This window comes from Mycetohabitans sp. B2 (assembly GCF_021733735.1).
In the GTDB taxonomy this organism is placed as follows: domain Bacteria; phylum Pseudomonadota; class Gammaproteobacteria; order Burkholderiales; family Burkholderiaceae; genus Mycetohabitans; species Mycetohabitans rhizoxinica.
In genome coordinates, this window is the sequence record NZ_JAHKSP010000016.1 from 199,261 (window position 1) to 221,616 (window position 22,356).

A 22,356-nucleotide genomic window follows, 5' to 3' on the forward strand; every position below is an offset into this window, starting at 1 on the left:
GCCAAGAGCTAAAATTTATATACAAGAAAGCCCGCACTCAGCGGGCCATTTGTGGGCTAGGGCTAACTATCTAGGCACCTGCAAGCAAAGGATTGAGCGATGCGCCTCCTCATGGCCTCCTCTCTGGTGGTGGGTGCTCGGTTGTTTCCGAATCGACGGCTAGCATAGCGGCGCGAAGGCACATCTTCACGTGTTCCAGTTGCCGCAGTACTTCGCATGTCTCGCACGGACTTTCAGTTGGCTTGTTCGCTTGGCCCTCTATGGCATATAGGACTGTTCGTTTACTCTCAGCTGTCACTATGTGCTCCCCATTTTCCCAGTTTCGTTAACAATGGAAATGAAGGAGCGGGCGCGTTCTTGGGGTCTATGGCAATCGATGTTACTTTGTCTTTTTTTTCGACTGCCCAACGCTTGGGGCGCCCCGCTGCGAGCGTAGGATATAGTCTACGCCAGCAATCACCATCTCACGTTGTGCGCCTCCTACTTGGTCAATTTCAATCAGGCGTTCGATCGTTTCCCGCATACCCCCCGAGATATTCAAAAGAGTTTCGGCAAGTAACCTAGCTCGACGCTCACGGGCTGAACCAAACACAAGTGGTTGATTCGCTTCTGCAACCTGGGGGTTGACAAAATCATCATCATGTGATTGGTCCATCCATCCTTCCGCTTCTCCGATGGCTTTCTCTATGCGCCGCGCTATGTCATCTCCCATTGAGCGTTGTCGCCCCGTCTTGCTGTTCGGCTGTGCTGTCTTTACTTGACTTAAGTAGGCAGGTGATACACCTGCGGCCTCCGCAAGCTGCGTCTGTGAGCCGTTCATGCGCTCAATCGCCAGCAACAGGTTGCTCCGCCTAATCTCTGCAATCGTCTTCATGGCGCATATTGCATAGCGTTGAGATAACAAAGGAAATGTGCCTATTGCTATTGATATGTATTTAGCAATTTGCTATATTGCGGCGTGGATTTGAAAGCATACCTTTTTGAGAAGCGCGGTCGCCTAGCCGATCTCAGCCGAAAAATCGGCGCTCATGCCTCTGACGTTAGTCGGTGGGCTTCAGGCTATCGACCTATACCTGTTCAGTTTGGGTGGCCGATTGAGCGCGAGACTGGGGGCCTCGTTACACGCGAAGAATTATTCCCCGACAAGTGGCGAGAAATTTGGCCTGAACTTGCAGTAAAAACCATCAATAGAAAGATGCCGTGATAACCATTTAGCGAGACGTTTTACGCAGATTGCAGGTCTTGCTGCGCTGCAAATTTGTGGGTAAATCTCCCAATATTAGACGCTCCTTTTTAAGCTTGGCGTTTCAGCGCCAAGCTTAAACGTTGGTCCTGACAAGCGCTGACAAGAGAGGTTGTCGATGAGAGTCACCGGGGGGGAAGAACGCCTACTGACTGTCGGGGCCGGAGAAAGTACACAGGATTTCACTAAAGTCACGATGCCGTTGAAGCTACCGAGTAATCGGTCATGGCATACCAAAAATTTTCCTCGAAACAACGACACAACACGAGACAAACGATTTGACGTGAGATGCATCGATGCAGCGAGAACTGAACTTAAAGCCGGAGATGCAGCGCGTGGACATACGCTGCATCGACGCGCAACCGTCGCTGACAGCGGCCATCCGCCTGTGTCAGCAGATGTCCGGTTTGGACGACAAGAAGATCGTCGGAAAGCAGGGCATCGTCGCCGACGTGGCGCAGTGGTCGCGCATCACCAGAAGCGGCCAACATTACTTCCCCCAGGACAAGCTAAACGCCTTCATGGACTTGTGCGGCAACGAGGCGCCGTTGATCTGGCTGGCCCGGTCGCGAGGGTATGACCTTACCCCGCTTGAGACCGAGATGGAGCGGCGTCTGCGCCTGGAGCGCGAGAAAACCGACGAACTCGAGCGGGAAAACATGCTGCTCAAGAAGCTGCTGACGGGGAGGATGGAATGAAAAAAGCTCATTGCACATTGATTGAAATACAGGCTTTTGCTGCCGCTTGCGTGGTCAACCTCTCAGGCTGGTGCCGGTTGCACGCGCAGCCCAAGCGCGCGCGACGTCACCATGCTTGAACAGTCGAAACTGACGACATAAGCGTCGCACATCATAGACGGTTGAATGGAGCTAAGCATGGCCCGTGCACGAAACATCAAGCCCGGCATTATGGAAAACGAGGATTTAGCCGAGTTGGATCCGTTTGCCCGACTCCTTTTCATTTATCTGTGGATGCTGGCGGATCGCGAAGGCCGTCTTGAAGATCGACCGAAGAAGATCAAAGTGAAAGCGCTGCCGTATGACGATGTGGACGCGGATGCACTGCTTAATAGCTTGCAGTCCAAGGGTTTCATTGTGCGGTACACCGTCTCTGGCGTCGGATACATTCAAATTCTGACGTTTTTGAAGCATCAGAAGCCGCACTCGAACGAAACGCCGAGCGAGATACCACCTTGGAGCCAAGGACTTGCTACCAAGGTAGACAGTCCTTGTGACCTTGGGGTGAAGGACTGCGCACCCAAGCAACAAGCACTTGGCCCTTGTATCTCTGATTCTCTGATTGACGGATTGACTGATTGTCTGATCCCTAGTAAAACCCTTTTACCCCCGACTGCGTCGGAGGCGCCCTCAAAAAAGCTTAAAGCGGAAAAGCCGCCTGTGCCGACAACCGGGATCTGGCACGCCTACGCGACTGCTTACCAGCGCCGATACGGCGCGTTGCCGGTGCGTAACGCGAAGGTCAATGGCCAGCTATCGCGGCTGTTGCAGCGCCTTGGCAAGGAGGAAGCGCCGGGTGTAGCCGCTTGGTACGTGGACAGCAATAAGCGCTACTACGTGCAAAAGATGCATCCGGTGGACTGCCTGCTGGCCGACGCGGAAGCGTTGAGGACGGAATGGGTGACAAATCGCAGGGTGACAGAGACGCAGGCACGCGAGGCGGATCGGTTGCAGGCGACGGGTGATATGTGGACGCGAATCCTGCGGGATGCGGAGGCGGTCAATGGCGGCGGCTGACTTGATCCAGGCGGTGGCGGCCACGGCCGAATTGTGCGGCACAAACCTGAGCGAAGCGGCAGCCAAGATGCTGGTGGCTGATCTGGCGGCGTTTGACGAGCAAGCAGTGATTGTTGCGTTGTCGAAATGTAGACGCGAGATCAAAGGCCGGCTAACGCTCGCGGAGATCCTGTCACGGATTGACGATGGCCGTCCAGGGCCGCAGGAGGCATGGGCAACGTTGCCGCGTGACGCCAATGCGACGGTCATGATGACCGACGAGATGGCGCAGGCCTGGGGCCTCGTGCGCAACCTCCTGAGCGAAGGGGAACAGGTGGCGGCTCGTATGGCGTTCTTGGAAGCATACACGAGGCTAGTGACGGACGCGCGCAACGCAGCCAAGCCCGTCAGATGGTTTGCATCGCTGGGGCTCGACAAGGACGAACAACGGGCGGTTATCACGCGTGCGGTTGAGACGGGCCGTTTGACGCCCGAGCACGCCAAGGCGCTACTGCCCGCACCCGTAGACGGACCGGTGAGACAGTTCCTGTTGACCGGAAACGCAGCCCCCTTGCTCGCGGTGCAATCACCAGCGGACCGGGCGGCTGCGCTGGATAACCTTGGCGAGATAAAGAAAATTATGGCTCGCGTCTGTAAAGCGAAAGAAGCGAAAGCATGAACGGCAACAGGTAACTGTAGCGGCTCGTGCATCCCATATTGCAAGCAATAAGGGTAACGGAAGTGGAAAAACATGAACGGAGATAACCAGGCGCTGCATGAGTTTTGTTTGCGCTGGGTTGAGTGGAGCAGGACGCGGCGACTTTATGCACCATTGCGGCCGAAAAATATTTTGCTACGGCTTAGAGAACCGGCAGGGCTGGGCGATGAGCGTGATGCGGAACTAGATGTTGCGCTGAATTTATTCAACATGGCGTTGAAGGCATACCCAGAAGGGCGATCCAAACAGGCGTTCATGGCATTCTATTTGGGCCACGTCCGCCCGATTAAACGAGCAGCCTATGAACTGGGCTACTCGCGCATGGGTTTTTTCAAAGCCGTGCGCCGGGTGCGGGAGAATGTGTATGCAGCCTCACACCGCTTGATGCGAGATCGGGAGCAGGTCTGAAACTTTGATTCGCTTTGCTGCTCATCGGTACACCTCGCGGCGGTTTCCGATTCGCACAACGAGAATGCGCAAAGTACCGTCCTCGATATTAGCAATAATTCTGCAATCCCCGACACGGTATTTCCAGAAAGCCCCCAAGCGCGAACCTTTGAGGGCTTCGCCAATGCTGCGAGGGTCGTCCATTACGGATACACGCTCATGTAGAAAGGCCAGTATACGGCGGGCATATTGCGGGTCAAGTTCCTTAAGATTCTTGCGTGCCAGGCTCGATAATTCAACCTTCCATGCCATAGTGTTTCATTACTTGTTCGAGCGGTGCGGTATCAGATTTTCCCGCGCGGATCGCTTCAAGCTCACGCTCGGCCAAGTACAAATCCTCAAGGTCGTCGAGATGTTCGCAAATCGCCTCGGTGATGTAAAAGCTCTTGGTGCGCCCGGTCAGTTCGGCCAGGTTCTTCAACCGGGCTTCCACATCGCTAGGCAGTCGAATTGAAAGGGCCATAGCGCTCTGCTCCTTGGATAGTGTGATACAAGTATCGTACAAGGCTGGGCGAAGCGCAAGCTTTTTTGTCTAGAAAACGGTGCATTTTTAGGTGCTGCATGATGATTGTGGTGAGCTATGCCTTTGTCTTGCTTCTCAAATCAGACGTATTCAGATAATTGATCCCGATAAAAAACGAAATGTAACAGAATGTAATAAATGTAAACTTTTTAGTTTACTTAATAAAAGTTTACATTTTCCCCAGTTTTTTGTATCGTTTGTGAAAGGCTGGATTTTGACGTCCAGACGAAACAACGGGTTGAAAGGCGCGATTTCTAAGCCCTGAGCCGGGTTAATCGGCCAGGGCTTTTTTGTTGACCGACTCATCGGCCATCCAGACCGTCAGGTCGTAGGCCAGGACAAGCCGTTGAGTGTCCGCAACAACCCCGGCAGTGCGTCAAGCTTTGATTCTCACGGCAAGGACGCACCGCTGACCCGGCGTGAAGGGTATGAACGTGTAGTAGCCACCAAAAAGTTGTCATAAAAGCGAAAGCCCCGAACCGTTAGCAGCGGTTGGGGCTTTCTTGTTTCCACCCCTTGCCGTAACCAAGAGGAAGAACCTTGTTCAAGTATACGCCGAAACGACAGGAGATTAAATGAAAAAATTCACCTTACCCCCCATTAACGTCACCGCCCCTAGAATTAATTGGAATTTTCCACCGCAGATTTCCAACGCTCCAGTGGCATGTCCACAATTACCTCATGTTGATGCCAATCGCAAACAATTTACATGTCCCCATCTTCTATATAGTCGAGTAAAGGACCTGGACCACCATATAGCATCACTATCCCCCGACGCTGATTTTATCATCAGCCAGTTAACAGACGATGACCAAATTAAATTTTCAGAAAACATCGAAAAAATTAGAGTTTTGAAGCAACAAGTAAGCGAATCCAAAGCACAAGCTGACCAAAAATTAATTGAATACGTCAACAGATTTAAGCTCCAGAATATTTACAACCACCCAAGCGACAATACTGAGGAAAAGAGACTAGATCGCTTAAGCGTTACGCTTTCTGTGCTGGGAGAACATTTTTTCTATCAAGAATGGGAAAATAACTATGCTAAAGCTCGACGCCACGAAATTGATGTTAAGTTTCAACTGGCTGAAACCTATCAACGTCTGATGCCGACACTCAAAGAAGCTTACCTATCAAAATTTTACCATAATTTTCTCAATTTCCCGAGTCGTAGCCGTGATGCAGCCAAAACAATGTTAGACTGGATTGGAGCTCGTAATTTGCATGACGGATTTCTTGACAATAAAGTAGAAATAATTATTAGTGACAGTTTTCTTACTCACCCAGGATCGCAATTTGGCCATGTCGCAATCAATATTGGTGGCGTAATCTATGGTAGAGCGCCAGCTGCTTGGGATATTCGTGGTAAGGAGGCTTATATGGAAAAACAACAGCTCGGGCGAAGCAGCATTGGATATGTAATTCAATTAAGCGAAGAAGATAAAATAAAATTGTTTCGCTCTGTGATCAATAAAATCGTGGAAGATAAAAAATATAGCGTTCTTGATCATAGTTGTTCTATTGAGATCGTCAAGTCTTTCGCTGATATTGGTATTAACGTTGTTGATCCGCGTTGGACTGTTGGAACAATATATTCTCCAGCTGATATTGATAATTTTCTAAAGCATTCAAAATCGGTCATCCAGGTGAATTCATACCCAAAGAATTAGCGTGTCTATGGTTATGAAAAGAATATTTAATCAAATATCTTCTCATCGCCAACCATTAGATAGCCCTTAAATCCATTTTCACATTCCGTCCAATGAAAGCCGTATACTTTACCGTGCGACATACGCTGACTGATACGACAAGCTGTACCTTCTGGAACAGTCATCTCCGAAGTCTGATTAACATCTGAATACAAAACGACTTCTTGTTTAGCTATTTTTTCTGGGCCAAACGAGGGTGCACATCCAGCCACGACAAGCGTTACTATAAGTAAGCGTAACGCTTTTTTGATCGGCCGCCGAACCTGAGAATTTAAGGTTTCTCGGGAGGGCCATCCTCGATAAATCATGGGGTTCCCTTTAAAGTACAGGATACTTGAAAATAGCACGCTAACATCATCATACTAGCACTAGCTAAGGCTTTTCGTATCACACGCACGCATAGCACCGTGCCGCCAGTCAGCGAAGCTTACCTCGCCGTCAGCATCTGAGCTTTACCCACAAGTCCGGTTGTAACTGGATTGGACGGTGTTAACTTTGGTTCATTCTGTTGATGCAGCGGCAGCGGATTGGCGATCGGGGACGACACGGCGGATGCATGGATTGGCGCTCGCCATTCTGCATCTCGTGCTCTGCCGCAAGTGCGAGGAAAGCAGAGCGCGACAGCTTCCGTTCTTGTGCCGCGGAATCAATTTTTTGCACCAAGCGCTCGGGTAAGCTGATATTGAGCCGCACCGCCTTTGCGTTGATTTTGGAAAGATCGATGTCGAATAACATCCAAACGCCCCCCTTGTATTCGGGATGTTGCGTCAGCGCTTCGAGTGGCGAGGGCTCTGGAATCGAGCCTTCATCGCCGTCGAAATGCGCTTCGACCGCTTCTTGGACAGCAACTGGCAGCTCGGTCCAGTTGTCTGCCGCAGCGAAGCAGCCGGGGAAATCCGGGAATGTGACACCATGGGCATGCTTGGCGTCGCCCACATGGACATAGAGTGGGTAGAGCATAGGTTTCCTCTCAAAAACTGCTGGTCACTTCAAGCCAGCCTGTTTCAGGATACTGCGCGCCTTGCCCATCGGAAGATCCTTCTTCGGGTGGGGCACTGTGACCTTACTACGCTGAACACTTAAGTAAACTTTTTAGTTTACTTAATAAAAGTTTACATTTTCCCCAGTTTTTTGTATCGTTTGTGAAAGGCTGGATTTTGACGTCCAGACGAAACAACGCGTTGAAAGGCGCGATTTTCAAGCCCTGAGCCGGGTCAATCGGCCAGGGCTTTTTTGTTGACCGACTCATCGGCCATCCAGACCGTCAGGTCGTAGGCCAGGACAAGCCGTTGAGTGTCCGTAACAACCCCGGCAGTGCGTCAAGCTTTGATTCTCACGGCAAGGACGCACCGCTGACCCGGCGTAAAGGGTATGAACGTGTAGTAGCCACCAAAAAGTTGTCATAAAAGCGAAAGCCCCGAACCGTTAGCAGCGGTCGGGGCTTTCTTGCATTAACCCTCTGGAACAATCAGAAGGAAAGCATGAGTGAATTCTAGCAAACTCATTAGGGAGTTGCGGATGATGTTGAAGGAAATGCCAGCTCAAAGGTTTTGGGCGCTATGGATTGTGGCGCTGTGCTTCGGGGTGGGGTATCTCGCTAAATCCGTCAGTTTTTTCTTTGGACATTAAGTGTGAAGTCGGTCGAAACGACGATTCTGGAAAAACGGAAGCGATCCCGTATCGGCTAACGATAGACGCGAAGATGAATTCAACCGATGCTGGCATTGTGGGACGCCGACTGGCTAATGCAGCGTTAATTGTAGCGGCCGGGTTCGGTAGCGCGGCGCTGATGTGGGCGATTCGCTGGTGGTGAAAGAGACGTGGATCATGCCGATTCCGTTCCCTCACGGTTTCCGCAATCTGGCTATGTACATGTATTTGAATGGTGTACGGAACGGCTAGGCGAAAGCCAGCAGGCTTTTTTATTTGACCGACTCATCGACCATCCAGACCGGCAGGTCGTAGGTCAGGACAAGCCGACGAGTGTCCGCAACAACCCCGGCAGTGCATCAAGTCTTTATACTGGTCGGTCGCTAGAGCGAGGAGTATCGGTTTGAGCGCACGTCCAGTGTGGCGCGGTGTTGCCCCTTGGCTTGCCGCTTGTAATCGCGTTTGAACGCAGACGATCGGTCAATCGTCCGCATGCAGATCTGCCATCAGACTATCGACACTAGCGAACTTTTTGCCCTTGCCCGCTTCCAGTTCAGCAATCGCTTTGCGCGTGGTGGCATTGGGCACCTTCACCTCAAACGGCAGGCGGTGTTCGTCAGCGATGCGCAGCATCAGCAGACGGATAGCATCGGAAATCGATAGCCCCATCGCTTCAAGCGCACTCGCGGCGCGTTCCTTGGTGTGAGTGTCGATGCGAGCACGAACGTAGGTATCAGCGGTACTCATGGTCATTCCTTGATCAGGGTGTTAAACCAATTGTAGTCACAATTTGACTACAAATCAAGTTCCGAACGATGACCATAGCCGAGGGTTCTTACTCGAAACAGCTATGACCCTTAACAGCACAAGAACAGCAAGAAAACAGCGAGGCAAGCCGTTTGCCAAAGGGCAAACAGGCAACCCGAAAGGCCGCCCTAAACGCACGCAGGAGGAATTGGACTTGATCGCCGCGTGCAAGGCCAAGACGCTTGATGCGCTTGAGGTAATCGAGTCAATCATGGTGGGTGGCGATAACGAGCGCAACCGGCTATCGGCTGCACTGGCGATCATCGAGCGGGGTTATGGCAAGCCGGTACAAGGTGTGGAACTAGGGGGCACGGGCGGCGGGCCGATTCAAAGCATAAACATGCCTCCAGATAAATTCTGGGAGATTGCCAAGACCATCGCCGATGAGATTTGACTATGCATCCATTCAGCCCGGACGAACACTTCGCGGCTGCAAAGATGGCACAAGCGGACTTGTACTTCTTCTCGCGCTGGATGTTCTATCAGCGCCGCCGGTACAAGTGGCTGCGCGGCCCGCACCACAAAGCAATCTGCGATGCGCTGATGCGTGTCTTTTTCGGTAAGGTCAACCGGCTGATCATCAACGTACCGCCCCGATATTCAAAAACTGAACTCGCGGTAGTCAACTTTATCGCTTGGACACTCGGACAGGTACCCGATGCCGAGTTCATCCACGCGAGCTACGCTGCACCACTGGCCGCGAATAACAGCGCCAACGTGCGCTCGCTCGTGCAACACGAGGCTTACCAGCAGGTTTTCCCAGCCTGCCGCTTAGCTTCGGACTCGAAAAGCCACTGGATTACCACCGAGGGTGGCGTGATGTACGCCGCTGGTGCCGGGGGTACGATTACTGGCTTTGGTGCGGGCAAGCACCGCGAGGGCTTTGGCGGCGCGATCATCATTGATGACCCGCACAAGCCCGACGAAGCCAAGAGCGATGTCATTCGACAGGGCGTCATCGATTGGTTTCATAACACGCTGGAGAGCCGCAAGAACAGCAAGGACACACCGATCATCCTGATCATGCAGCGCCTTCATGAGCGCGACCTGGCAGGCTGGTTACTCGATGGTGGCAACGGAGAATCGTGGGAGCACGTTTGTTTGCCTGCAATTCAAGACGATGGCACGGCGCTATGGCCGGAGAAACATACCATTGATGATCTGAGACGGATGGAGCAAGCTGCTCCCTATGTGTTTGCAGGGCAATACCTGCAACGCCCATCTCCACCGGATGGTGGCCTCATCAAGCCGGACGCAATCACGACAATCGACGCGCTACCTGCGGGCACGATCAAATGGGTGCGCGGCTGGGATTTGGCCGCGACCATCGACGGCGACTATACGGCGGGCGCGAAGCTGGGCAAGCTGGAGGATGGCCGCTTTGTCATTGCTGACGTGGTGAGGTTGCGCTGCGGTCCCGACGAGCGGGACGCGGCACTGACGAACACAGCCGCTCGCGATGGCAAATCGGTGCGCATTAGCCTGCCGCAAGACCCGGGTCAGGCCGGCAAGACTCAGGCGCTATACCTGACCCGCAAGCTGGCGGGCTACGCGGTCACCACCTCGCCAGAATCCGGCGACAAGGCGACACGGGCTGAACCGCTGGCCGCGCAGATCAACGTCGGTAATGTGCTTATGCTGCGCGGTCCGTGGAACGACGCCTTGCTTAACGAAATGCGACTGTTCCCGAATGGCACGCATGATGACCAGGTCGATGCGTGCTCACGCGCGTTCGCTGAAATCATGGTGCACAAGCGCGGCTTCTTCGATTTGGATTAAAACCGACATGTTCAACTGGCTACGACGCAAGGATGAGCCGCCCCAAGCCCCCGAGACCCCAAAGTCCGGGGGCTTTTTCACGACCGAGCACGATCTGCGTGTCGGCCACACTGAGGCGTGGGCACATTTGCAGGCGTCAACGTTTCAGCGCTCGGTGGCCGATGATTTCAGCGCCGCTGGCGCCGGCATGGACGCGAACGAACTTGAAAACAGCGTCAAGCGTATTGCAATGCTCCGACAGGAAAACATGCCAGCCGCGCAGGTCGGTTGGTACGCGTCGCAGAGCTTCATCGGCTACCAACTCTGCGCGCTGATCGCGCAGCACTGGCTGGTTGATAAGGCATGCGCGATGCCGGGTAAGGATGCAATCCGCAATGGCTATACGGTCACGGTCAATGACGGTACAAGAGTTGATGCGGGCGTCATTGACGCAATCCGCAAGGAGGATAAGCGTTTTCGAATCAACCACCAGATGCGCGAGTTCGTGCGCATGGGGCGTGTATTCGGCATTCGCATCGCCATGTTCGTGGTCCAGTCAACCGACCCTGAATATTATGCCAAGCCATTTAATCCAGATGGCGTGACACCCGGCAGCTACAAAGGCATCCGGCAAATTGACCCGTATTGGGCAGTCCCAGAATTAAGCTCGACGGCCGTAACCGACCCGACAAGCCTGCACTTCTATGAGCCGACTTACTGGAGGATCAATGGCAAGCCGATCCATCATTCGCACCTGATTATCTTGCGCATCGGCGAAGTTCCGGATGTACTGAAACCGACCTACTACTACGGTGGCGTGCCGGTGCCACAGAAGATTTTCGAGCGCGTCTATGCTTCCGAGCGCACGGCCAACGAGGCTCCGTTGCTCGCGATGTCCAAGCGCAGTACGGTCATTCATATGGATGTGGAAAATGCTGTCGCCAATCAGGCAAAGTTCGAGCAACGGATGGCGACCTGGGCTCACTATCGCGACAACCACGGCATCAAGGTCGTTGGCACGGAAGAGCAGATCGAGCAGTTCGACACGGCGCTCGCGGACTTCGATGCAGTCATCATGACGCAGTATCAGCTTGTCGCGGCGGCGGCGAACGTGCCGGCCACCAAGCTGCTCGGCACATCGCCCAAGGGCTTTAACGCAACGGGCGAGTTCGAAGAAGCGAGCTACCACGAAGAACTGGAAAGCATTCAAGCGCATGACCTGACACCGCTGCTTGATCGTCATCACCTGCTGGTCATCCGCTCGGAAATTGTGCCGAAGTTTGGTGTCCCGCCATTTGAGACGACGGTGGCATGGAATCCGCTGGATTCGATGACAGCGAAGGAACGCGCAGAAGTCAACAAGATGGAAGCGGAAACCGGAGCCATCCTGGTGCAGTCCGGTGCCATCGATGGCATTGATGAGCGCCGCCGCATTACTCAAGACCCCACTAGCGGTTACACGGGCATCGAACAAGCCATGCCGGCTGATCCGTTTGACGATTCCAACCATGAATTGCCCGAACATGATGATGGCGCGTAAGCTACTGACTCGCAAAAAGGCAGTGTGGGCGGATCAGTTCAAGCCAGCTGTGCTACGCGGCAAGCCGCTGCGCGTCAGTGCTGGCCTACAAGCACGCTACCAGCAGGATCTTGAGCAGCTTGTTGCCGAGATGACAGCTGCCAGTCATAAAGAAATTGTCGCGCTGTTCGAGAGCCCGCCAGCACAAGCCTTTTTTGCGCAGGACGCCAGCCTATCGAGCCAGGCACGCATCATGACAAACGCGCTGATCCGGCGTGTACGCAAGCGCTTCGCGCTCAAGGCAAAGGCAATCGTGGATCGCATGGTCGCGGGTGCAGATAAGGCAAGCAGCGTCAGTTTGCACAGCAGCCTGCGTGACCTGTCCGGTGGACTATCTCTAAAAACCACAGCCCTGCCATCGACTACAAAAGAAATCCTCGCCAGTTCAGTCGCCGAAAACGTTGGCCTCATCAAGTCGATTGCTGACCGGTATCTGGCCGGCGTACAGGGTGCGGTCATGCGTGCAATCAGCAGCGGCAACGGACTACAAGACCTGATCCCCTATCTACGGGAACAGGAAGGCGTTACCAAGCGACGCGCGCGAAACATCGCGCTGGATCAAACACGTAAGGTCTACAACGGCCTGAACAATGGGCGCTGTATGTCGCTTGGCGTAACGCAAGGGGAGTGGGTGCATAGCGGCGGCGGGATACATCCTCGCGAACGCCATCTTGCCTTTGACGGCAAGGTGTTCAATCTGGCGAGGGGCGCGCCGGTCGGACCCAATGGGGCCTATGTGCGACCAGGGGAAGAGCCCAACTGTAAATGCAGCTTTATACCTGTCATTCGCTTTTCCCGAGGTGACGCATGACAAATCGCGTCATCGATACGAACGGCTGGGCTGAAATCCGAGGCAACCCGATTTCCAAGGTGGGTGTATTTCCTTACCTGGGCAGATCAATCGGCGCGCCCGAGCCTAGCCGCATTTACATGGTCTACCGGCCAGAAGAAGAGTTGGCCGATCCTGCTTGCATTGAATCGTTCAGGCTGCTGCCGTGGGTCGATGAACACGAAATGCTAGGCAGCGAGGATACCGGCTATATCGCGCCGGAAAAGAAGGGAATTCAAGGTGTCATTGGTGAGGACGTGTACTACGAAGATGGTGTGCTGAAAGGCAACATCAAAGTCTTCTCCGAATCACTCGCGGCGCTTATCCATAGCGGCAAGCGTGAGCTGTCTGCCGGCTATCGCTGCCAATACGAGTTTACCTGTGGCCAATACAACGGCCAACGCTACGACGCCATTCAGCGAAAGATTCGGGGCAACCACCTCGCGTCTGTCCACGAAGGGCGCCTGGGACCCGATGTCGCTGTCCTGGATCACATGACATTTACATTCGATGCAAAGGAGTTACTCATGACAAATACAAGCAAGGCAACGGGGCAAGATGAAGACGTGTCGCTTGCCGACGTGGTGAAACAGCTGATTCCGCTGGTGCAGGCGCTGGTCGGTTCGGCACCTTCCGCCTCGCCGGACGGCGACGTAGACCCATCGGTAATCGGCGACGATGCTCCGACCAAGACGCCGGTTGAAGAGGACGATGACACGCTGCCTGCCGAAGATGAAGACGATGATTCCCCGGCGGCGAAGGGCGATAAAGAGACAGAAGACGAGCAAGAAACCGCGCAAGCCATGGACGCGGCAATTAAGGCGCTTCGCACTGCATCCAAGACTGCGCCGAAAGCGATGCGCGCGAGCATGGACAGCGCCATTGCCGGATTACGCAAGGCTTACACCGCCGCTCAAACCCAGTCGCAAAAGCCGCGCAAGACGGTAGCGAGCGTTGACGCCGCCGAGGTCACGGCGCTACGCGCGCGCGTGGCTCAGCTGGAGCGCAGTGCCGCCAAAGGAATCATGAGCGAGATCAGCAAACGCGATGCGCTGGCCAGCCGCTTGTCCGCTCACATCGGCACGTTTGATCACGCCGACAAGACGCTGGTCGAAGTGGCGCGCTACGGTGTCTCAAAACTCGGTATCGCTTGCGCCAAGGGGCAGGAGATAGCCGCGCTCGACGGATATTTACACGGTCGCGAGGCCCCCAAACCGGGGCAAGGTACGGATGCAAAGCATCCGACCTCGAGCGAACTCGACCAATATTTACAAGGAGTCTGACAGCATGGCTTTCCAAACCACTGTTCGCGCCGACATGGCCTTCGGGGTGCCGGGCGAACTTTTTACCGATGGCCCGGTGCGCGCCGCGCCGTGGACCTTGGTGTCCTCGAAGCCCAACGTGATTGGCCATGCCTATACGCTCGCGGGCGACGGCGTGGCGCAAGTTGGCGGGACCGGGCAATTTGTGGGCATCCTCGTCCACCCCAAACACTATGCCTCGTATGGCGCAGCAGCCGGTACGCTCACGCCAACGATGGAATTACCCAACCAAAGCATCGGTGAACTGCTCACGATGGGCGAAATCGTGGTGAGCCTGCCTGCTGCCGCCGATGTGGGCTATGTGGTTATCTACGACACCACGACGGGTGCACTGTCCACCATCGAAGAAGATAGCGAGGTACCCAGCGGCAGCGTTGAAGTACCCAACGCGCTTGTTTCGCGCTACCTATCGACGGGGGCGGGATTGGCCGTGATCACACTGACCAACTGAGGCACTGAGTATGCAAAGCAAAGAACATTCGTATATCGGTCCACGTGCAGTACGGCCGCTCAAGCTGTCGAGCGTCGCTGGCTATCAGGATCTGTCCCGTATCGGTATTGGCATGGACGCTGCAACCGTGCACCGCATGATGGCGGCGATGGACGCAGCGCTGGTACCCGGTTTAACTACACCGACGATTACCACGCCCGAGCAGTTCCTACAAAACTGGCTGCCTGGATTTGTGGCGATTACCACGGCGGCGCGCACGATCGATGAATGCGTGGGCATCACGACAGCGGGCGCATGGGAAGATGAGGAAGTCGTGCAGGGCGTCATGGAGCTTACCGGTACATCCGTGCCATATGGGGATTACACGAACGTGCCGCTGTCGTCATGGAACGTCAACTTCGAGCGGCGCACAGTGGTGCGTTTTGAAGAAGGCATGCGCGTTGGCACGCTCGAAGAAGCACGCGCTTCGCGGATGAAAGTGAATAGTGCCGAAGGCAAACGCGAAGCGGCAACGCTGGCGCTGGAGATCAACCGCAATCGCGTCGGATTTTACGGCTACAACGATGGAAACAATCGCACTTATGGACTTTTGAACGACCCCAGCCTGCCCGCGTATGTCACCCTGCCAATGGGTGGGGCCAATTCGACCCAATGGGCGTCTAAGACCTTTCTCGAAATTACAGCAGACATTCGCACGATGGTGGCCGATCTGCGCAACCAGACGCGTGGCGTGATCGACCCGAAAAGAGAACAACTGACGCTTGTTCTTGGCACGTCGGTCATCGATTATTTGACAGTGACTTCGATTTTTAGCGTGTCTGTGCAGGACTGGCTGACTAAGACCTATCCGACGATGCGCGTGGTGTCTTGCCCGGAATTTGATGCAGCTCATGCGGGCGACAATGTCGCATATCTGTACGCCGAAAGCGTCAGCGATCAATCGACCGACGGCGGTCAAACCTTTGTACAAGTCGTGCCGGCGAAATTCCGCGTGCTGGGGGTTCAGCAGCTCGCAAAAGGCTACGAAGAGGACTATTCCAATGCGACGGCTGGCGTAATGTGCAAGCGGCCGTATGCTGTCGTGCGTCGCACTGGACTTTAACGGAGAGCAATCATGCATTACGTGTACTCGACCGCAACATGCGATACCGCCTATGGCGTGTGGATCAACAGTGGAAACGACTTGCCGATTCGTACGCGTGCGATCGTGATCAAAGGCGGTGCGGGCGTCGCCAACAAAAACTTAATTACACCTCGTGGTGTAGTAACGCAGGTGACGGACGAGGATTTGGCGCTGCTTGAAAAGGACGAAGCCTTTCAGCGGCATGTCAAACGTGGCTTTATCCACGTCGAGCGATCCAAAACCGATCCAGAGAAGGTTGCCGCGGATATGACCGGTCGCGACCAAGCGTCACCGCTGGTACCGCAAGACTTTGCGGAGAAAAAGCGCCCTAAGACGCGGAGCGGATGATCGTGAGTGCGTCCATCCAGTGGGATGTCAGCGCGTTTCGCGCCGCCTTCGCTGCATTCGAGAGCAAAACCGCGTATCCCGACACCGCGCTTTCGGCAACCTGGGCGGCGGCGACGTGCTATGTGAGTCCAGAGGATCATGGGCACCTGCAAGGCGATGACCGAGTCCGTGCGCTGAATCTGATGACGGCCCATCTCCTTGCGCTGGCGGACATAGTGAAAGGCGGTCAAACGCCGGGCATGGTGTCCACCGCAACCGTGGACAAGGTGCAAGTCACCCTTACCCCACCGCCTGTCAAGTCACAATGGCAATGGTGGCTGTCGCTCACCCCCTATGGGCAGCAGCTCCTCGCGTTGCTGTCGGCTGCTGCCGTGGGTGGCTTTTATATTAGCGGGCTGCCGGAAGGATCGGCATTTCGTCGCGTGTACGGCATCTATCCCTGATGCCTAGGCCGCCTGGATTGGGCGGTCCTATTTCCTAAGTTAATTTAATGGCCAAGGTAATACGCAAGCCCGGCCCCGGCGGTGCACGTCTGCATCAAGCGTTGCAGGATATCGGCGGCCATATCGGCAAGGTTGGCTGGTTTGAATCCTCCAAATATCAGGATGGCACACCAGTCGCCTATATAGCCGCCATCCATGAGTATGGCGTGCCCGAGAAAGGCATTCCGATGCGCGCGACGATGCGCCCAACGGCTCAGGCACAACGAGCGCAATGGGTAAAGCTGGCACAACAGGGCTATACGGCGGTGTTTCGTGGCACGGACACGCCAGCCGCAGTTACGGAGAAAGTGTCGGCCAAAGCAGCTGGCGATATTCGCTGCGCCATCTCAAGAATCCGTACGCCCCCGCTGAAGGTCGCCACCATCACGGCAAGATTTCGTGGCAAGAAGCAAGGCCGCGTCGTCTCGTTAACTGCGGCTAAGCCGCTGGTCGATTCCGGTGTGCTCTTGAATACGCTTACACATATCGTGGAGGACAAATCGTGATGCCAGGCTCTAACCTGCTCGGTTTTGCGTTGTCCGTGATTGGCAAGCAACGTGTCGAGTATTACCGATTTTTGGGGCGCGAGACCAACGATGTGGGCCTTGATGTAAACAGGTATGCGCCGCCTGTGCCGCTGTATGGCAGCGTGCAAGCTGTAGACCGGAACCTATACCAATACCTTGGCCTTGATTTTCAGAAGCGCTACATCCGTCTGTATGCGTGTGCGCAGTTACAGGATGTAGCACGCAACCGATCGAGCGATCAAATCGAGTTTGCCGGTCAGCGCTATCAACTGCTGTCGGATGCCGATTGGTTCAACATCGACGGCTGGGACGGCGCGCTTTGCGTACAGATATGACAGACAACGAACTGTTCCGCATTCTGCTGCCGTTGATTCGTGACGGGCTGCGCGCGAATGGCATTGCCGACATTGCCATCAAGCAGCAGTACCAGCCGACGCAACAAGGCACACCAAGTGGCCCGGTGGTGTTTTTGAACAAAATCGGCGATTACCGGTACGGTTTTCCGCAGCGCAAAAGCGTCTGGGATCGCGAAGCCGGGCAGTTCGTCCATACCGAGTCGGTGTGGATGCACACTGCGCTCCAAGTGAACGTACTTGCACCGCAAAAGCCTGAGCAGCCTGATTGGCTGACGGCATCCGATCTGCTGAACCTGATCGCGTGCATCCTGCAAAGCGATGCTGCGCGCCACACGTTGCAGTCGCATCAAGTCGGCCTCTATCGCGTGCAAGACATTCGCCACACTTATTTTGCTGATGACCGGGATTGCTTCGAAGCCAGCTCGTCATTCGATTTTATCCTCACCCATCTGCGCACGCTTACCAGCCGAGTTCCATCGGTTGACGCGTTCGAGCAAAACATTCATCGCATCTAGGAGCCACTGATGGCTATTCGATTTCCCAAGTACGTTGACGTGACATCGGGCGTCGGCGCAGCGGCCGGTGTGCGCCGGCGCGATTTAATCGGGCGTTTTTTTACGACAAATGCGCTGCTGCCACCGAAAGCGGTGGTCGAGTTCGATAACCTCGATGATGTTGGGCGTTACTTTGGCACGGCCTCGGAGGAATACGCCCGCGCGTCTTTCTATTTCGGCTGGATCTCAAAAAACATTACGCGCGCGCAGAAAATCAGCTTCGCGCGCTGGGTGGATGCCGCCGTCGCGCCGATGATCTTTGGGGCGGCAGTGACTGCGCCATTGTCTCGATTCCAAGCCGTGACGGCTGGCGAGCTGACAATACAGCTTGGCGCAGATATCCACTCCGTATCGCCGTTGTCGTTCGCGGAAGCCCTCAGTTTTGCCGACGTGGCATCGGTTTTACAAGCAGCCATTCGTGCCGCAGGTGAGGGCCCTCTTTGGGAGGGCGCAATGGTCACGTTCGACGCGCGGAAAAACGGCTTCCATTTCACAACCACCAGTACGTGTGCCAATGTAAAGGTCGCTGTCCTGTCCGGCACGATCCATACTATCCTGGGTTGGGATGATCGCGCGATCTACGCCGATGGCGCAGCCGCCGAAACGATCAGTGATGTGCTGGCCGCTTCAACCGAGCTATCCAACAATTTCGGCTCGTTCACGTTCTTGCGGGCGCTTTCCACAGCCGAGACAGAAGAAGCAGCGAAGTGGAACGCGGCGCAGAATGTGATGTACCAGTTCCATACGCGCGTGTTATCCGCCGATGCGGCAGCCTACTATGAAGCGCTCAAAGGTTACGCGGGGACCGGTCTAACGCTCATCGGCGCAAGCGGCGAATACCCCGAGCAACTTCCGATGATGATCCTGGCCGCCACCGATTACAGCCGTCGTAACTCGGTGCAAAACTACATGTTCCAGCAAGCGGCGCTTACGCCCAGTGTGACGACGACGCCTGAATCGGATCGGTTGGATACGTTGCGCGTGAACTACTACGGCCGCACGCAAACGGCTGGACAAGTGCTCGACTTCTATCAGCGCGGCGTGCTGATGGGGGGTGCCACCGCGCCGACAGACATGAATGTCTACGCTAACGAACAATGGCTTAAGGATGCGGCCGGCAGCGCCATTATGGAACTGCTGATGTCGCTGGCGAAGGTATCGGCCAACGTGCAAGGACGTGGTCAACTGATCGCGACGCTGCAAAGCGTGGTCAATCAGGCATTACTCAACGGCACGATCAGCGTCGGCAAGGAGCTGAACAATACGCAGCAGCTGTATATCACCAATATGACGGGTGAAGCCGATGCGTGGCGGCAGGTCCAGACCATCGGTTACTGGCTCGACTGCGTAATCCAATCCAGTGTGACGCCAGACGGACGCACCGAATATAAGGCCGTCTACACCCTCATCTACAGCAAAGACGATGCCATCCGAAAAGTGGACGGAAGCCACGTCTTGATTTGATCCAGACCAGGAGTAACGATGGAAAACATCTCAGGCTTCGGCCTTGTGGTGCAGGTATGTGCATCTAAAACGTTTCCCGCCGGTTTTACGGTCACGCAGTTCGCCGACGATGGCGATCCGTTCGACATTCCGAGCATTCAAGTGAATGACAAGGCGATGGGGCTCAATGGCGATTTGATCGTCTGGTCCAAAGCCAACCCAATCACAGTGACGTTGAACCTGATTCCAGGAAGTGACGATGACAAGAACATGTCGATTTTGCTTGAAGCAAACCGGGTCGGACGTGGCAAACAGAGTGCAAAAGACGAAATCACGATGGCAGCGATCTACCCGGACGCCCGCATACTCACGCTGACCAAGGGGGTCATCACTGACGGCATGCCTGCCAGCAGTGTGGCCAGCGCAGGGCGGATGAAAAGCAAGCCGTACATCTTTGCTTTTGAGAACCGGACGGGGACATCATGAGTCTATTGCTTGAGCCCAAGGAAATATTGATCAGAACGATGGCGGGCGAGGATCGCCCCTACATCCTGTCGAAATTTCCCGCCATTGCAGGTCGCGAGATCGTTTCGCAATACCCGATCAGTGCGGTGCCGAAACTCGGCGATTACAAGACCAACGAGGCGCTCATGTTAAAAATCATGGGCTTCGTAGCGGTGCCGCTTGACAACGGCGAATTGCGATTATCGACTGCCGCACTGGTTGACAATCATGTGCCGGACTATGAGACGTTGATGAAAATCGAGTTCCACATGATGGACTACAACACGTCTTTTTTCTCAAGCGGAAAGGTCTCGACTTTCTTAGGCAATGTCGAGGGCAAGGCGATAGCGTGGATTTCCAAAACGTTGACGCACTTGTTGGAGCGATCCTTTCTGAAGGACGTGCCACGCTCCAGGAATTGAGGACGGTCTACACGCTGGAGGATGCTTTCATCCTTTGGGAGAGCATCGCTATTCCCCGCTACAACGAATGGCTGGCTGCTGAGCATGCCAGACGGACATCGAAATGAGCATTCTTGAGACGTTCTATATTCTGTTCGATTCAGATGCACAGGAAGTCAAGCAAGGGGCACAAGAAGCCGAAAAGGCGACCGAACAGCTTGAGAAAAAGATCAAGGGTGCGGATATGGCGGCCACCCAACTTGGCAAGTCGTTCAAGTCGCTAATCGGGGCGGCCACCGGTGCGATTGCTGGTGCTTTGTCGTTGGGCGCACTGGTATCCGGCGTGGCGCGCACTGTGGCCGGCGCCGACGCGCTCAGTCAGAGTTCCGAGGCACTGCGTGTCGAGGTCGAGACATTGCACGCATGGAGTGAAGCGGCCGAGCGCTGCGGCGGCAGTGGCGAGGCATTCCGAAAGACACTTACCGGTCTGAATGAAAAGGTCACTGAACTGGCTAAGACTGGCAAAGGTGACATTGGCCCATTGCTACAACGGCTCGGCGTGCGGTTTCGCGATCTGAACGGCAACGTCAAGGCCACGCCACAACTGCTGCTGGATCTCGCCCAGTCGTTTGAGCGTTTAAACAAAACGGAATCCGCCGCATTAGGCAGAAAGATGGGGCTGGACGACGCCACCATCGCTCTGTTGCAGAAAGGGCGGCAAGCGCTCGAAGAACAAATCAAGCGGCAAAGAGAGCTTGGCGTTGTCAACAAGACCGATGCTGAAGCGGTAAAGCAATACACCGAGCAACTCGGCAAGGCCAGGATCGCCTTAAGTGATCTCGGACAGGTATTTCAGTACATGTTCACGAATCTCTCGACCACAGTGCTGCCCGCTTTGACGTGGTTGCTGAAGAAGTTCGAAGCGCTCACGGCCTACCTGGCAGACCATTGCGACCTAGTAAAAGGCTCCTTCATCGGACTGGCGATGGTACTGACGGCGCTGTACGTGCCTGCTGTCTTGAGTGCTGCCACCGCGACACTCGCGCTAGTCGCGCCCTATCTACTGATCGGCGCGGCTATTACAGCGGTCGGTGCGCTGTTCGCGCTGGCCTACGAGGATGTGATGGCGTTTCTCGATGGCAACGACTCGCTGATCGGCGAGATGGCGAAACGCTGGCCAATTATTGGCGAAATCGTGCATGGGGTTGCGGATGTGTTTTCGTTTCTGTTTGATCTGGTGAGGGCTGGACTGACCTTCATGACCGATCTGATTGACGAGCCTGAGAAAGCATTTGAGCGCTTTTCGGCGAATGTGCGTGCCGCGTTCGACAAGCTGTTGAACAAAATACCCGCGCTTAAGCCGGTTATGACCTTGATCGGCGATGTATTTGATCAGGTCGGCCACACCGTCAAAGCCACGTGGAACGGGATTGCCGCAGCGATCGAAACCGTCATCGGCTTTGCCTCACGCGGCTTGAAGATCATGAGTGGCGCGCTGGGGCAGGTAAAATCTTTTCTCGGCCTTGGGGACGCCGTGCCATCGCAAGGTGGAGCAGCACCCAAGGGCGTAGCGGCCGCAGATCATGCTGGCGTCATCGCTGGCAAACAGGCGCTGGCCGCCACTTCAACGCCGCTGGCGGCACAGACCTCAGCCAGTATTACGCATGCAAACCGCAGTGTAAGCAAGAGCATGAATGTGCAGACGGGACCCATCACGATCCATACCCAGGCCACGGACGGCGATGCGGTCACTCAGGCCCTCAGCCGTGGTTTGGGGCAGGAGCTGAGTACGACATTGAACCATTTTGATGACGGAGTGGCAGCGTGATTACTGGATTCATTCCGACCG

The 22,356-nt window shown here is 54.9% G+C and carries 28 protein-coding genes and 1 pseudogene; 22 read left to right on the plus strand and 7 right to left on the minus strand.

Translation table 11 applies throughout. The features are described 5' to 3' along the window. Positions 1-379: 379 nt before the first annotated feature. A complete protein-coding gene (locus KPG66_RS03775; protein ID WP_237070039.1) occupies positions 380-874 on the minus strand; it encodes a hypothetical protein in 495 nt (164 codons plus the stop codon). An 84-nt stretch (positions 875-958) separates the two neighbouring features. Here KPG66_RS03775 and KPG66_RS03780 point away from each other — a divergent pair, with 84 nt between their 5' ends. The 5 genes from KPG66_RS03780 (at position 959) to KPG66_RS03800 (ending at position 4,102) form a co-directional block, all read left to right on the plus strand. Beyond that, positions 959-1,204: a YdaS family helix-turn-helix protein gene (locus KPG66_RS03780; RefSeq protein ID WP_237070040.1), complete on the plus strand. Its 246-nt coding sequence runs from the start codon at positions 959-961 to the stop codon at positions 1,202-1,204. A gap of 335 nt (positions 1,205-1,539) precedes the next feature. Beyond that, the gene (locus KPG66_RS03785; RefSeq protein WP_013434669.1) at positions 1,540-1,941 is read left to right on the plus strand and encodes a hypothetical protein; all 402 of its coding nucleotides are present in this window, start codon (positions 1,540-1,542) and stop codon (positions 1,939-1,941) included. A gap of 165 nt (positions 1,942-2,106) precedes the next feature. Then, the gene (locus tag KPG66_RS03790; protein WP_013434671.1) at positions 2,107-2,997 is read left to right on the plus strand and encodes a hypothetical protein; all 891 of its coding nucleotides are present in this window, start codon (positions 2,107-2,109) and stop codon (positions 2,995-2,997) included. Further along, complete coding sequence (locus KPG66_RS03795) at positions 2,984-3,655, plus strand: hypothetical protein (RefSeq protein WP_049786356.1); 672 nt, start codon at positions 2,984-2,986, stop codon at positions 3,653-3,655. Before KPG66_RS03790 ends, KPG66_RS03795 begins: the two co-directional genes overlap by 14 nt. A gap of 72 nt (positions 3,656-3,727) precedes the next feature. After that, complete coding sequence (locus KPG66_RS03800; protein WP_013434673.1) at positions 3,728-4,102, plus strand: hypothetical protein; 375 nt, start codon at positions 3,728-3,730, stop codon at positions 4,100-4,102. 21 nt (positions 4,103-4,123) lie between these two features. Here the strand turns inward: KPG66_RS03800 and KPG66_RS03805 are convergent, their stop codons facing one another. Beyond that, a complete protein-coding gene (locus KPG66_RS03805; RefSeq protein ID WP_237070041.1) occupies positions 4,124-4,393 on the minus strand; it encodes a type II toxin-antitoxin system RelE family toxin in 270 nt (89 codons plus the stop codon). Further along, the gene (gene relB / locus KPG66_RS03810; protein ID WP_237070042.1) at positions 4,377-4,604 is read right to left on the minus strand and encodes a type II toxin-antitoxin system RelB family antitoxin; all 228 of its coding nucleotides are present in this window, start codon (positions 4,602-4,604) and stop codon (positions 4,377-4,379) included. The genes KPG66_RS03805 and relB overlap by 17 nt, the downstream gene beginning before the upstream one ends. A gap of 635 nt (positions 4,605-5,239) precedes the next feature. On the opposite strand from relB, the gene KPG66_RS03815 reads away from it, so the two are divergent. Next, positions 5,240-6,334, plus strand: a complete 1,095-nt coding sequence (locus KPG66_RS03815; protein ID WP_013434677.1) for a hypothetical protein — start codon at positions 5,240-5,242, stop codon at positions 6,332-6,334. Positions 6,335-6,360: 26 nt separating this feature from the next. Here KPG66_RS03815 and KPG66_RS03820 read toward each other — a convergent pair whose 3' ends face one another. The 4 genes and pseudogenes from KPG66_RS03820 to KPG66_RS03840 form a co-directional block, all read right to left on the minus strand. Further along, on the minus strand, positions 6,361-6,681 hold the full coding sequence (locus KPG66_RS03820) for a hypothetical protein (RefSeq protein WP_157864338.1): 321 nt from the start codon (positions 6,679-6,681) through the stop codon (positions 6,361-6,363). A 181-nt stretch (positions 6,682-6,862) separates the two neighbouring features. Further along, positions 6,863-7,333: a type II toxin-antitoxin system HicB family antitoxin gene (locus KPG66_RS03825; RefSeq protein WP_013434678.1), complete on the minus strand. Its 471-nt coding sequence runs from the start codon at positions 7,331-7,333 to the stop codon at positions 6,863-6,865. A gap of 24 nt (positions 7,334-7,357) precedes the next feature. Beyond that, a pseudogene (locus tag KPG66_RS03830) lies at positions 7,358-7,441 on the minus strand (type II toxin-antitoxin system HicA family toxin); the annotation flags it as partial. A 1,062-nt stretch (positions 7,442-8,503) separates the two neighbouring features. Further along, positions 8,504-8,776, minus strand: a complete 273-nt coding sequence (locus KPG66_RS03840; protein WP_013434680.1) for a type II toxin-antitoxin system RelB/DinJ family antitoxin — start codon at positions 8,774-8,776, stop codon at positions 8,504-8,506. 37 nt (positions 8,777-8,813) lie between these two features. On the opposite strand from KPG66_RS03840, the gene KPG66_RS03845 reads away from it, so the two are divergent. The 16 genes from KPG66_RS03845 (at position 8,814) to KPG66_RS03920 (ending at position 22,335) form a co-directional block, all read left to right on the plus strand. Beyond that, on the plus strand, positions 8,814-9,224 hold the full coding sequence (locus KPG66_RS03845; RefSeq protein WP_013434681.1) for a DUF5681 domain-containing protein: 411 nt from the start codon (positions 8,814-8,816) through the stop codon (positions 9,222-9,224). A 2-nt stretch (positions 9,225-9,226) separates the two neighbouring features. Beyond that, the gene (gene terL, locus KPG66_RS03850; RefSeq protein ID WP_237070043.1) at positions 9,227-10,609 is read left to right on the plus strand and encodes a phage terminase large subunit; all 1,383 of its coding nucleotides are present in this window, start codon (positions 9,227-9,229) and stop codon (positions 10,607-10,609) included. A 7-nt stretch (positions 10,610-10,616) separates the two neighbouring features. Beyond that, complete coding sequence (locus tag KPG66_RS03855) at positions 10,617-12,128, plus strand: phage portal protein (RefSeq protein ID WP_041753217.1); 1,512 nt, start codon at positions 10,617-10,619, stop codon at positions 12,126-12,128. Next, positions 12,097-12,978, plus strand: coding sequence for a phage head morphogenesis protein (locus KPG66_RS03860; protein WP_237070044.1), 882 nt, complete (start codon positions 12,097-12,099; stop codon positions 12,976-12,978). The genes KPG66_RS03855 and KPG66_RS03860 overlap by 32 nt, the downstream gene beginning before the upstream one ends. Continuing rightward, entirely contained in the window at positions 12,975-14,279 is a 1,305-nt protein-coding gene (locus KPG66_RS03865) for a DUF2213 domain-containing protein (protein WP_013434686.1), read from the plus strand. The genes KPG66_RS03860 and KPG66_RS03865 overlap by 4 nt, the downstream gene beginning before the upstream one ends. A 4-nt stretch (positions 14,280-14,283) precedes the next feature. Beyond that, a complete protein-coding gene (locus tag KPG66_RS03870; RefSeq protein WP_237070045.1) occupies positions 14,284-14,769 on the plus strand; it encodes a structural cement protein Gp24 in 486 nt (161 codons plus the stop codon). Positions 14,770-14,779: 10 nt separating this feature from the next. Then, positions 14,780-15,871, plus strand: a complete 1,092-nt coding sequence (locus KPG66_RS03875; protein ID WP_013434688.1) for a major capsid family protein — start codon at positions 14,780-14,782, stop codon at positions 15,869-15,871. An 81-nt stretch (positions 15,872-15,952) separates the two neighbouring features. After that, a complete protein-coding gene (locus KPG66_RS03880; protein WP_157864340.1) occupies positions 15,953-16,240 on the plus strand; it encodes a hypothetical protein in 288 nt (95 codons plus the stop codon). A 2-nt stretch (positions 16,241-16,242) separates the two neighbouring features. Beyond that, entirely contained in the window at positions 16,243-16,683 is a 441-nt protein-coding gene (locus KPG66_RS03885; protein ID WP_157864341.1) for a DUF4054 domain-containing protein, read from the plus strand. 47 nt (positions 16,684-16,730) lie between these two features. Next, the gene (locus tag KPG66_RS03890) at positions 16,731-17,228 is read left to right on the plus strand and encodes a hypothetical protein (protein ID WP_013434691.1); all 498 of its coding nucleotides are present in this window, start codon (positions 16,731-16,733) and stop codon (positions 17,226-17,228) included. After that, positions 17,228-17,584, plus strand: coding sequence for a phage collar protein (locus KPG66_RS03895; protein ID WP_041753220.1), 357 nt, complete (start codon positions 17,228-17,230; stop codon positions 17,582-17,584). The genes KPG66_RS03890 and KPG66_RS03895 overlap by 1 nt, the downstream gene beginning before the upstream one ends. Continuing rightward, the gene (locus KPG66_RS03900; protein WP_041753221.1) at positions 17,581-18,120 is read left to right on the plus strand and encodes a phage gateway protein; all 540 of its coding nucleotides are present in this window, start codon (positions 17,581-17,583) and stop codon (positions 18,118-18,120) included. Before KPG66_RS03895 ends, KPG66_RS03900 begins: the two co-directional genes overlap by 4 nt. A gap of 9 nt (positions 18,121-18,129) precedes the next feature. Further along, entirely contained in the window at positions 18,130-19,623 is a 1,494-nt protein-coding gene (locus KPG66_RS03905) for a DUF3383 domain-containing protein (protein ID WP_013434694.1), read from the plus strand. A gap of 18 nt (positions 19,624-19,641) precedes the next feature. Further along, on the plus strand, positions 19,642-20,088 hold the full coding sequence (locus tag KPG66_RS03910) for a phage tail fiber protein (protein WP_013434695.1): 447 nt from the start codon (positions 19,642-19,644) through the stop codon (positions 20,086-20,088). Next, on the plus strand, positions 20,085-20,528 hold the full coding sequence (locus KPG66_RS03915; protein ID WP_013434696.1) for a hypothetical protein: 444 nt from the start codon (positions 20,085-20,087) through the stop codon (positions 20,526-20,528). The genes KPG66_RS03910 and KPG66_RS03915 overlap by 4 nt, the downstream gene beginning before the upstream one ends. A gap of 103 nt (positions 20,529-20,631) precedes the next feature. Further along, on the plus strand, positions 20,632-22,335 hold the full coding sequence (locus KPG66_RS03920; RefSeq protein ID WP_237070046.1) for a hypothetical protein: 1,704 nt from the start codon (positions 20,632-20,634) through the stop codon (positions 22,333-22,335). Positions 22,336-22,356: the final 21 nt, after the last annotated feature.

Excerpts from the sequence above, each read along its gene's own strand:
- KPG66_RS03775 (WP_237070039.1), bottom strand. The coding sequence starts at position 874 with ATGAAGACGATTGCAGAGATTAGGCGGAGCAACCTGTTGCTGGCGATT.
- KPG66_RS03785 (WP_013434669.1), top strand. The coding sequence starts at position 1,540 with ATGCAGCGAGAACTGAACTTAAAGCCGGAGATGCAGCGCGTGGACATA.
- KPG66_RS03790 (WP_013434671.1), top strand. The coding sequence starts at position 2,107 with ATGGAGCTAAGCATGGCCCGTGCACGAAACATCAAGCCCGGCATTATG.
- KPG66_RS03795 (WP_049786356.1), top strand. The coding sequence starts at position 2,984 with ATGGCGGCGGCTGACTTGATCCAGGCGGTGGCGGCCACGGCCGAATTG.
- KPG66_RS03800 (WP_013434673.1), top strand. The coding sequence starts at position 3,728 with ATGAACGGAGATAACCAGGCGCTGCATGAGTTTTGTTTGCGCTGGGTT.
- KPG66_RS03805 (WP_237070041.1), bottom strand. The coding sequence starts at position 4,393 with ATGGCATGGAAGGTTGAATTATCGAGCCTGGCACGCAAGAATCTTAAG.
- relB (WP_237070042.1), bottom strand. The coding sequence starts at position 4,604 with ATGGCCCTTTCAATTCGACTGCCTAGCGATGTGGAAGCCCGGTTGAAG.
- KPG66_RS03815 (WP_013434677.1), top strand. The coding sequence starts at position 5,240 with ATGAAAAAATTCACCTTACCCCCCATTAACGTCACCGCCCCTAGAATT.
- KPG66_RS03820 (WP_157864338.1), bottom strand. The coding sequence starts at position 6,681 with ATGATTTATCGAGGATGGCCCTCCCGAGAAACCTTAAATTCTCAGGTT.
- KPG66_RS03825 (WP_013434678.1), bottom strand. The coding sequence starts at position 7,333 with ATGCTCTACCCACTCTATGTCCATGTGGGCGACGCCAAGCATGCCCAT.
- KPG66_RS03840 (WP_013434680.1), bottom strand. The coding sequence starts at position 8,776 with ATGACCATGAGTACCGCTGATACCTACGTTCGTGCTCGCATCGACACT.
- terL (WP_237070043.1), top strand. The coding sequence starts at position 9,227 with ATGCATCCATTCAGCCCGGACGAACACTTCGCGGCTGCAAAGATGGCA.
- KPG66_RS03855 (WP_041753217.1), top strand. The coding sequence starts at position 10,617 with ATGTTCAACTGGCTACGACGCAAGGATGAGCCGCCCCAAGCCCCCGAG.
- KPG66_RS03860 (WP_237070044.1), top strand. The coding sequence starts at position 12,097 with ATGAATTGCCCGAACATGATGATGGCGCGTAAGCTACTGACTCGCAAA.
- KPG66_RS03865 (WP_013434686.1), top strand. The coding sequence starts at position 12,975 with ATGACAAATCGCGTCATCGATACGAACGGCTGGGCTGAAATCCGAGGC.
- KPG66_RS03870 (WP_237070045.1), top strand. The coding sequence starts at position 14,284 with ATGGCTTTCCAAACCACTGTTCGCGCCGACATGGCCTTCGGGGTGCCG.
- KPG66_RS03875 (WP_013434688.1), top strand. The coding sequence starts at position 14,780 with ATGCAAAGCAAAGAACATTCGTATATCGGTCCACGTGCAGTACGGCCG.
- KPG66_RS03890 (WP_013434691.1), top strand. The coding sequence starts at position 16,731 with ATGGCCAAGGTAATACGCAAGCCCGGCCCCGGCGGTGCACGTCTGCAT.
- KPG66_RS03895 (WP_041753220.1), top strand. The coding sequence starts at position 17,228 with ATGCCAGGCTCTAACCTGCTCGGTTTTGCGTTGTCCGTGATTGGCAAG.
- KPG66_RS03900 (WP_041753221.1), top strand. The coding sequence starts at position 17,581 with ATGACAGACAACGAACTGTTCCGCATTCTGCTGCCGTTGATTCGTGAC.
- KPG66_RS03905 (WP_013434694.1), top strand. The coding sequence starts at position 18,130 with ATGGCTATTCGATTTCCCAAGTACGTTGACGTGACATCGGGCGTCGGC.
- KPG66_RS03910 (WP_013434695.1), top strand. The coding sequence starts at position 19,642 with ATGGAAAACATCTCAGGCTTCGGCCTTGTGGTGCAGGTATGTGCATCT.
- KPG66_RS03915 (WP_013434696.1), top strand. The coding sequence starts at position 20,085 with ATGAGTCTATTGCTTGAGCCCAAGGAAATATTGATCAGAACGATGGCG.
- KPG66_RS03920 (WP_237070046.1), top strand. The coding sequence starts at position 20,632 with ATGAGCATTCTTGAGACGTTCTATATTCTGTTCGATTCAGATGCACAG.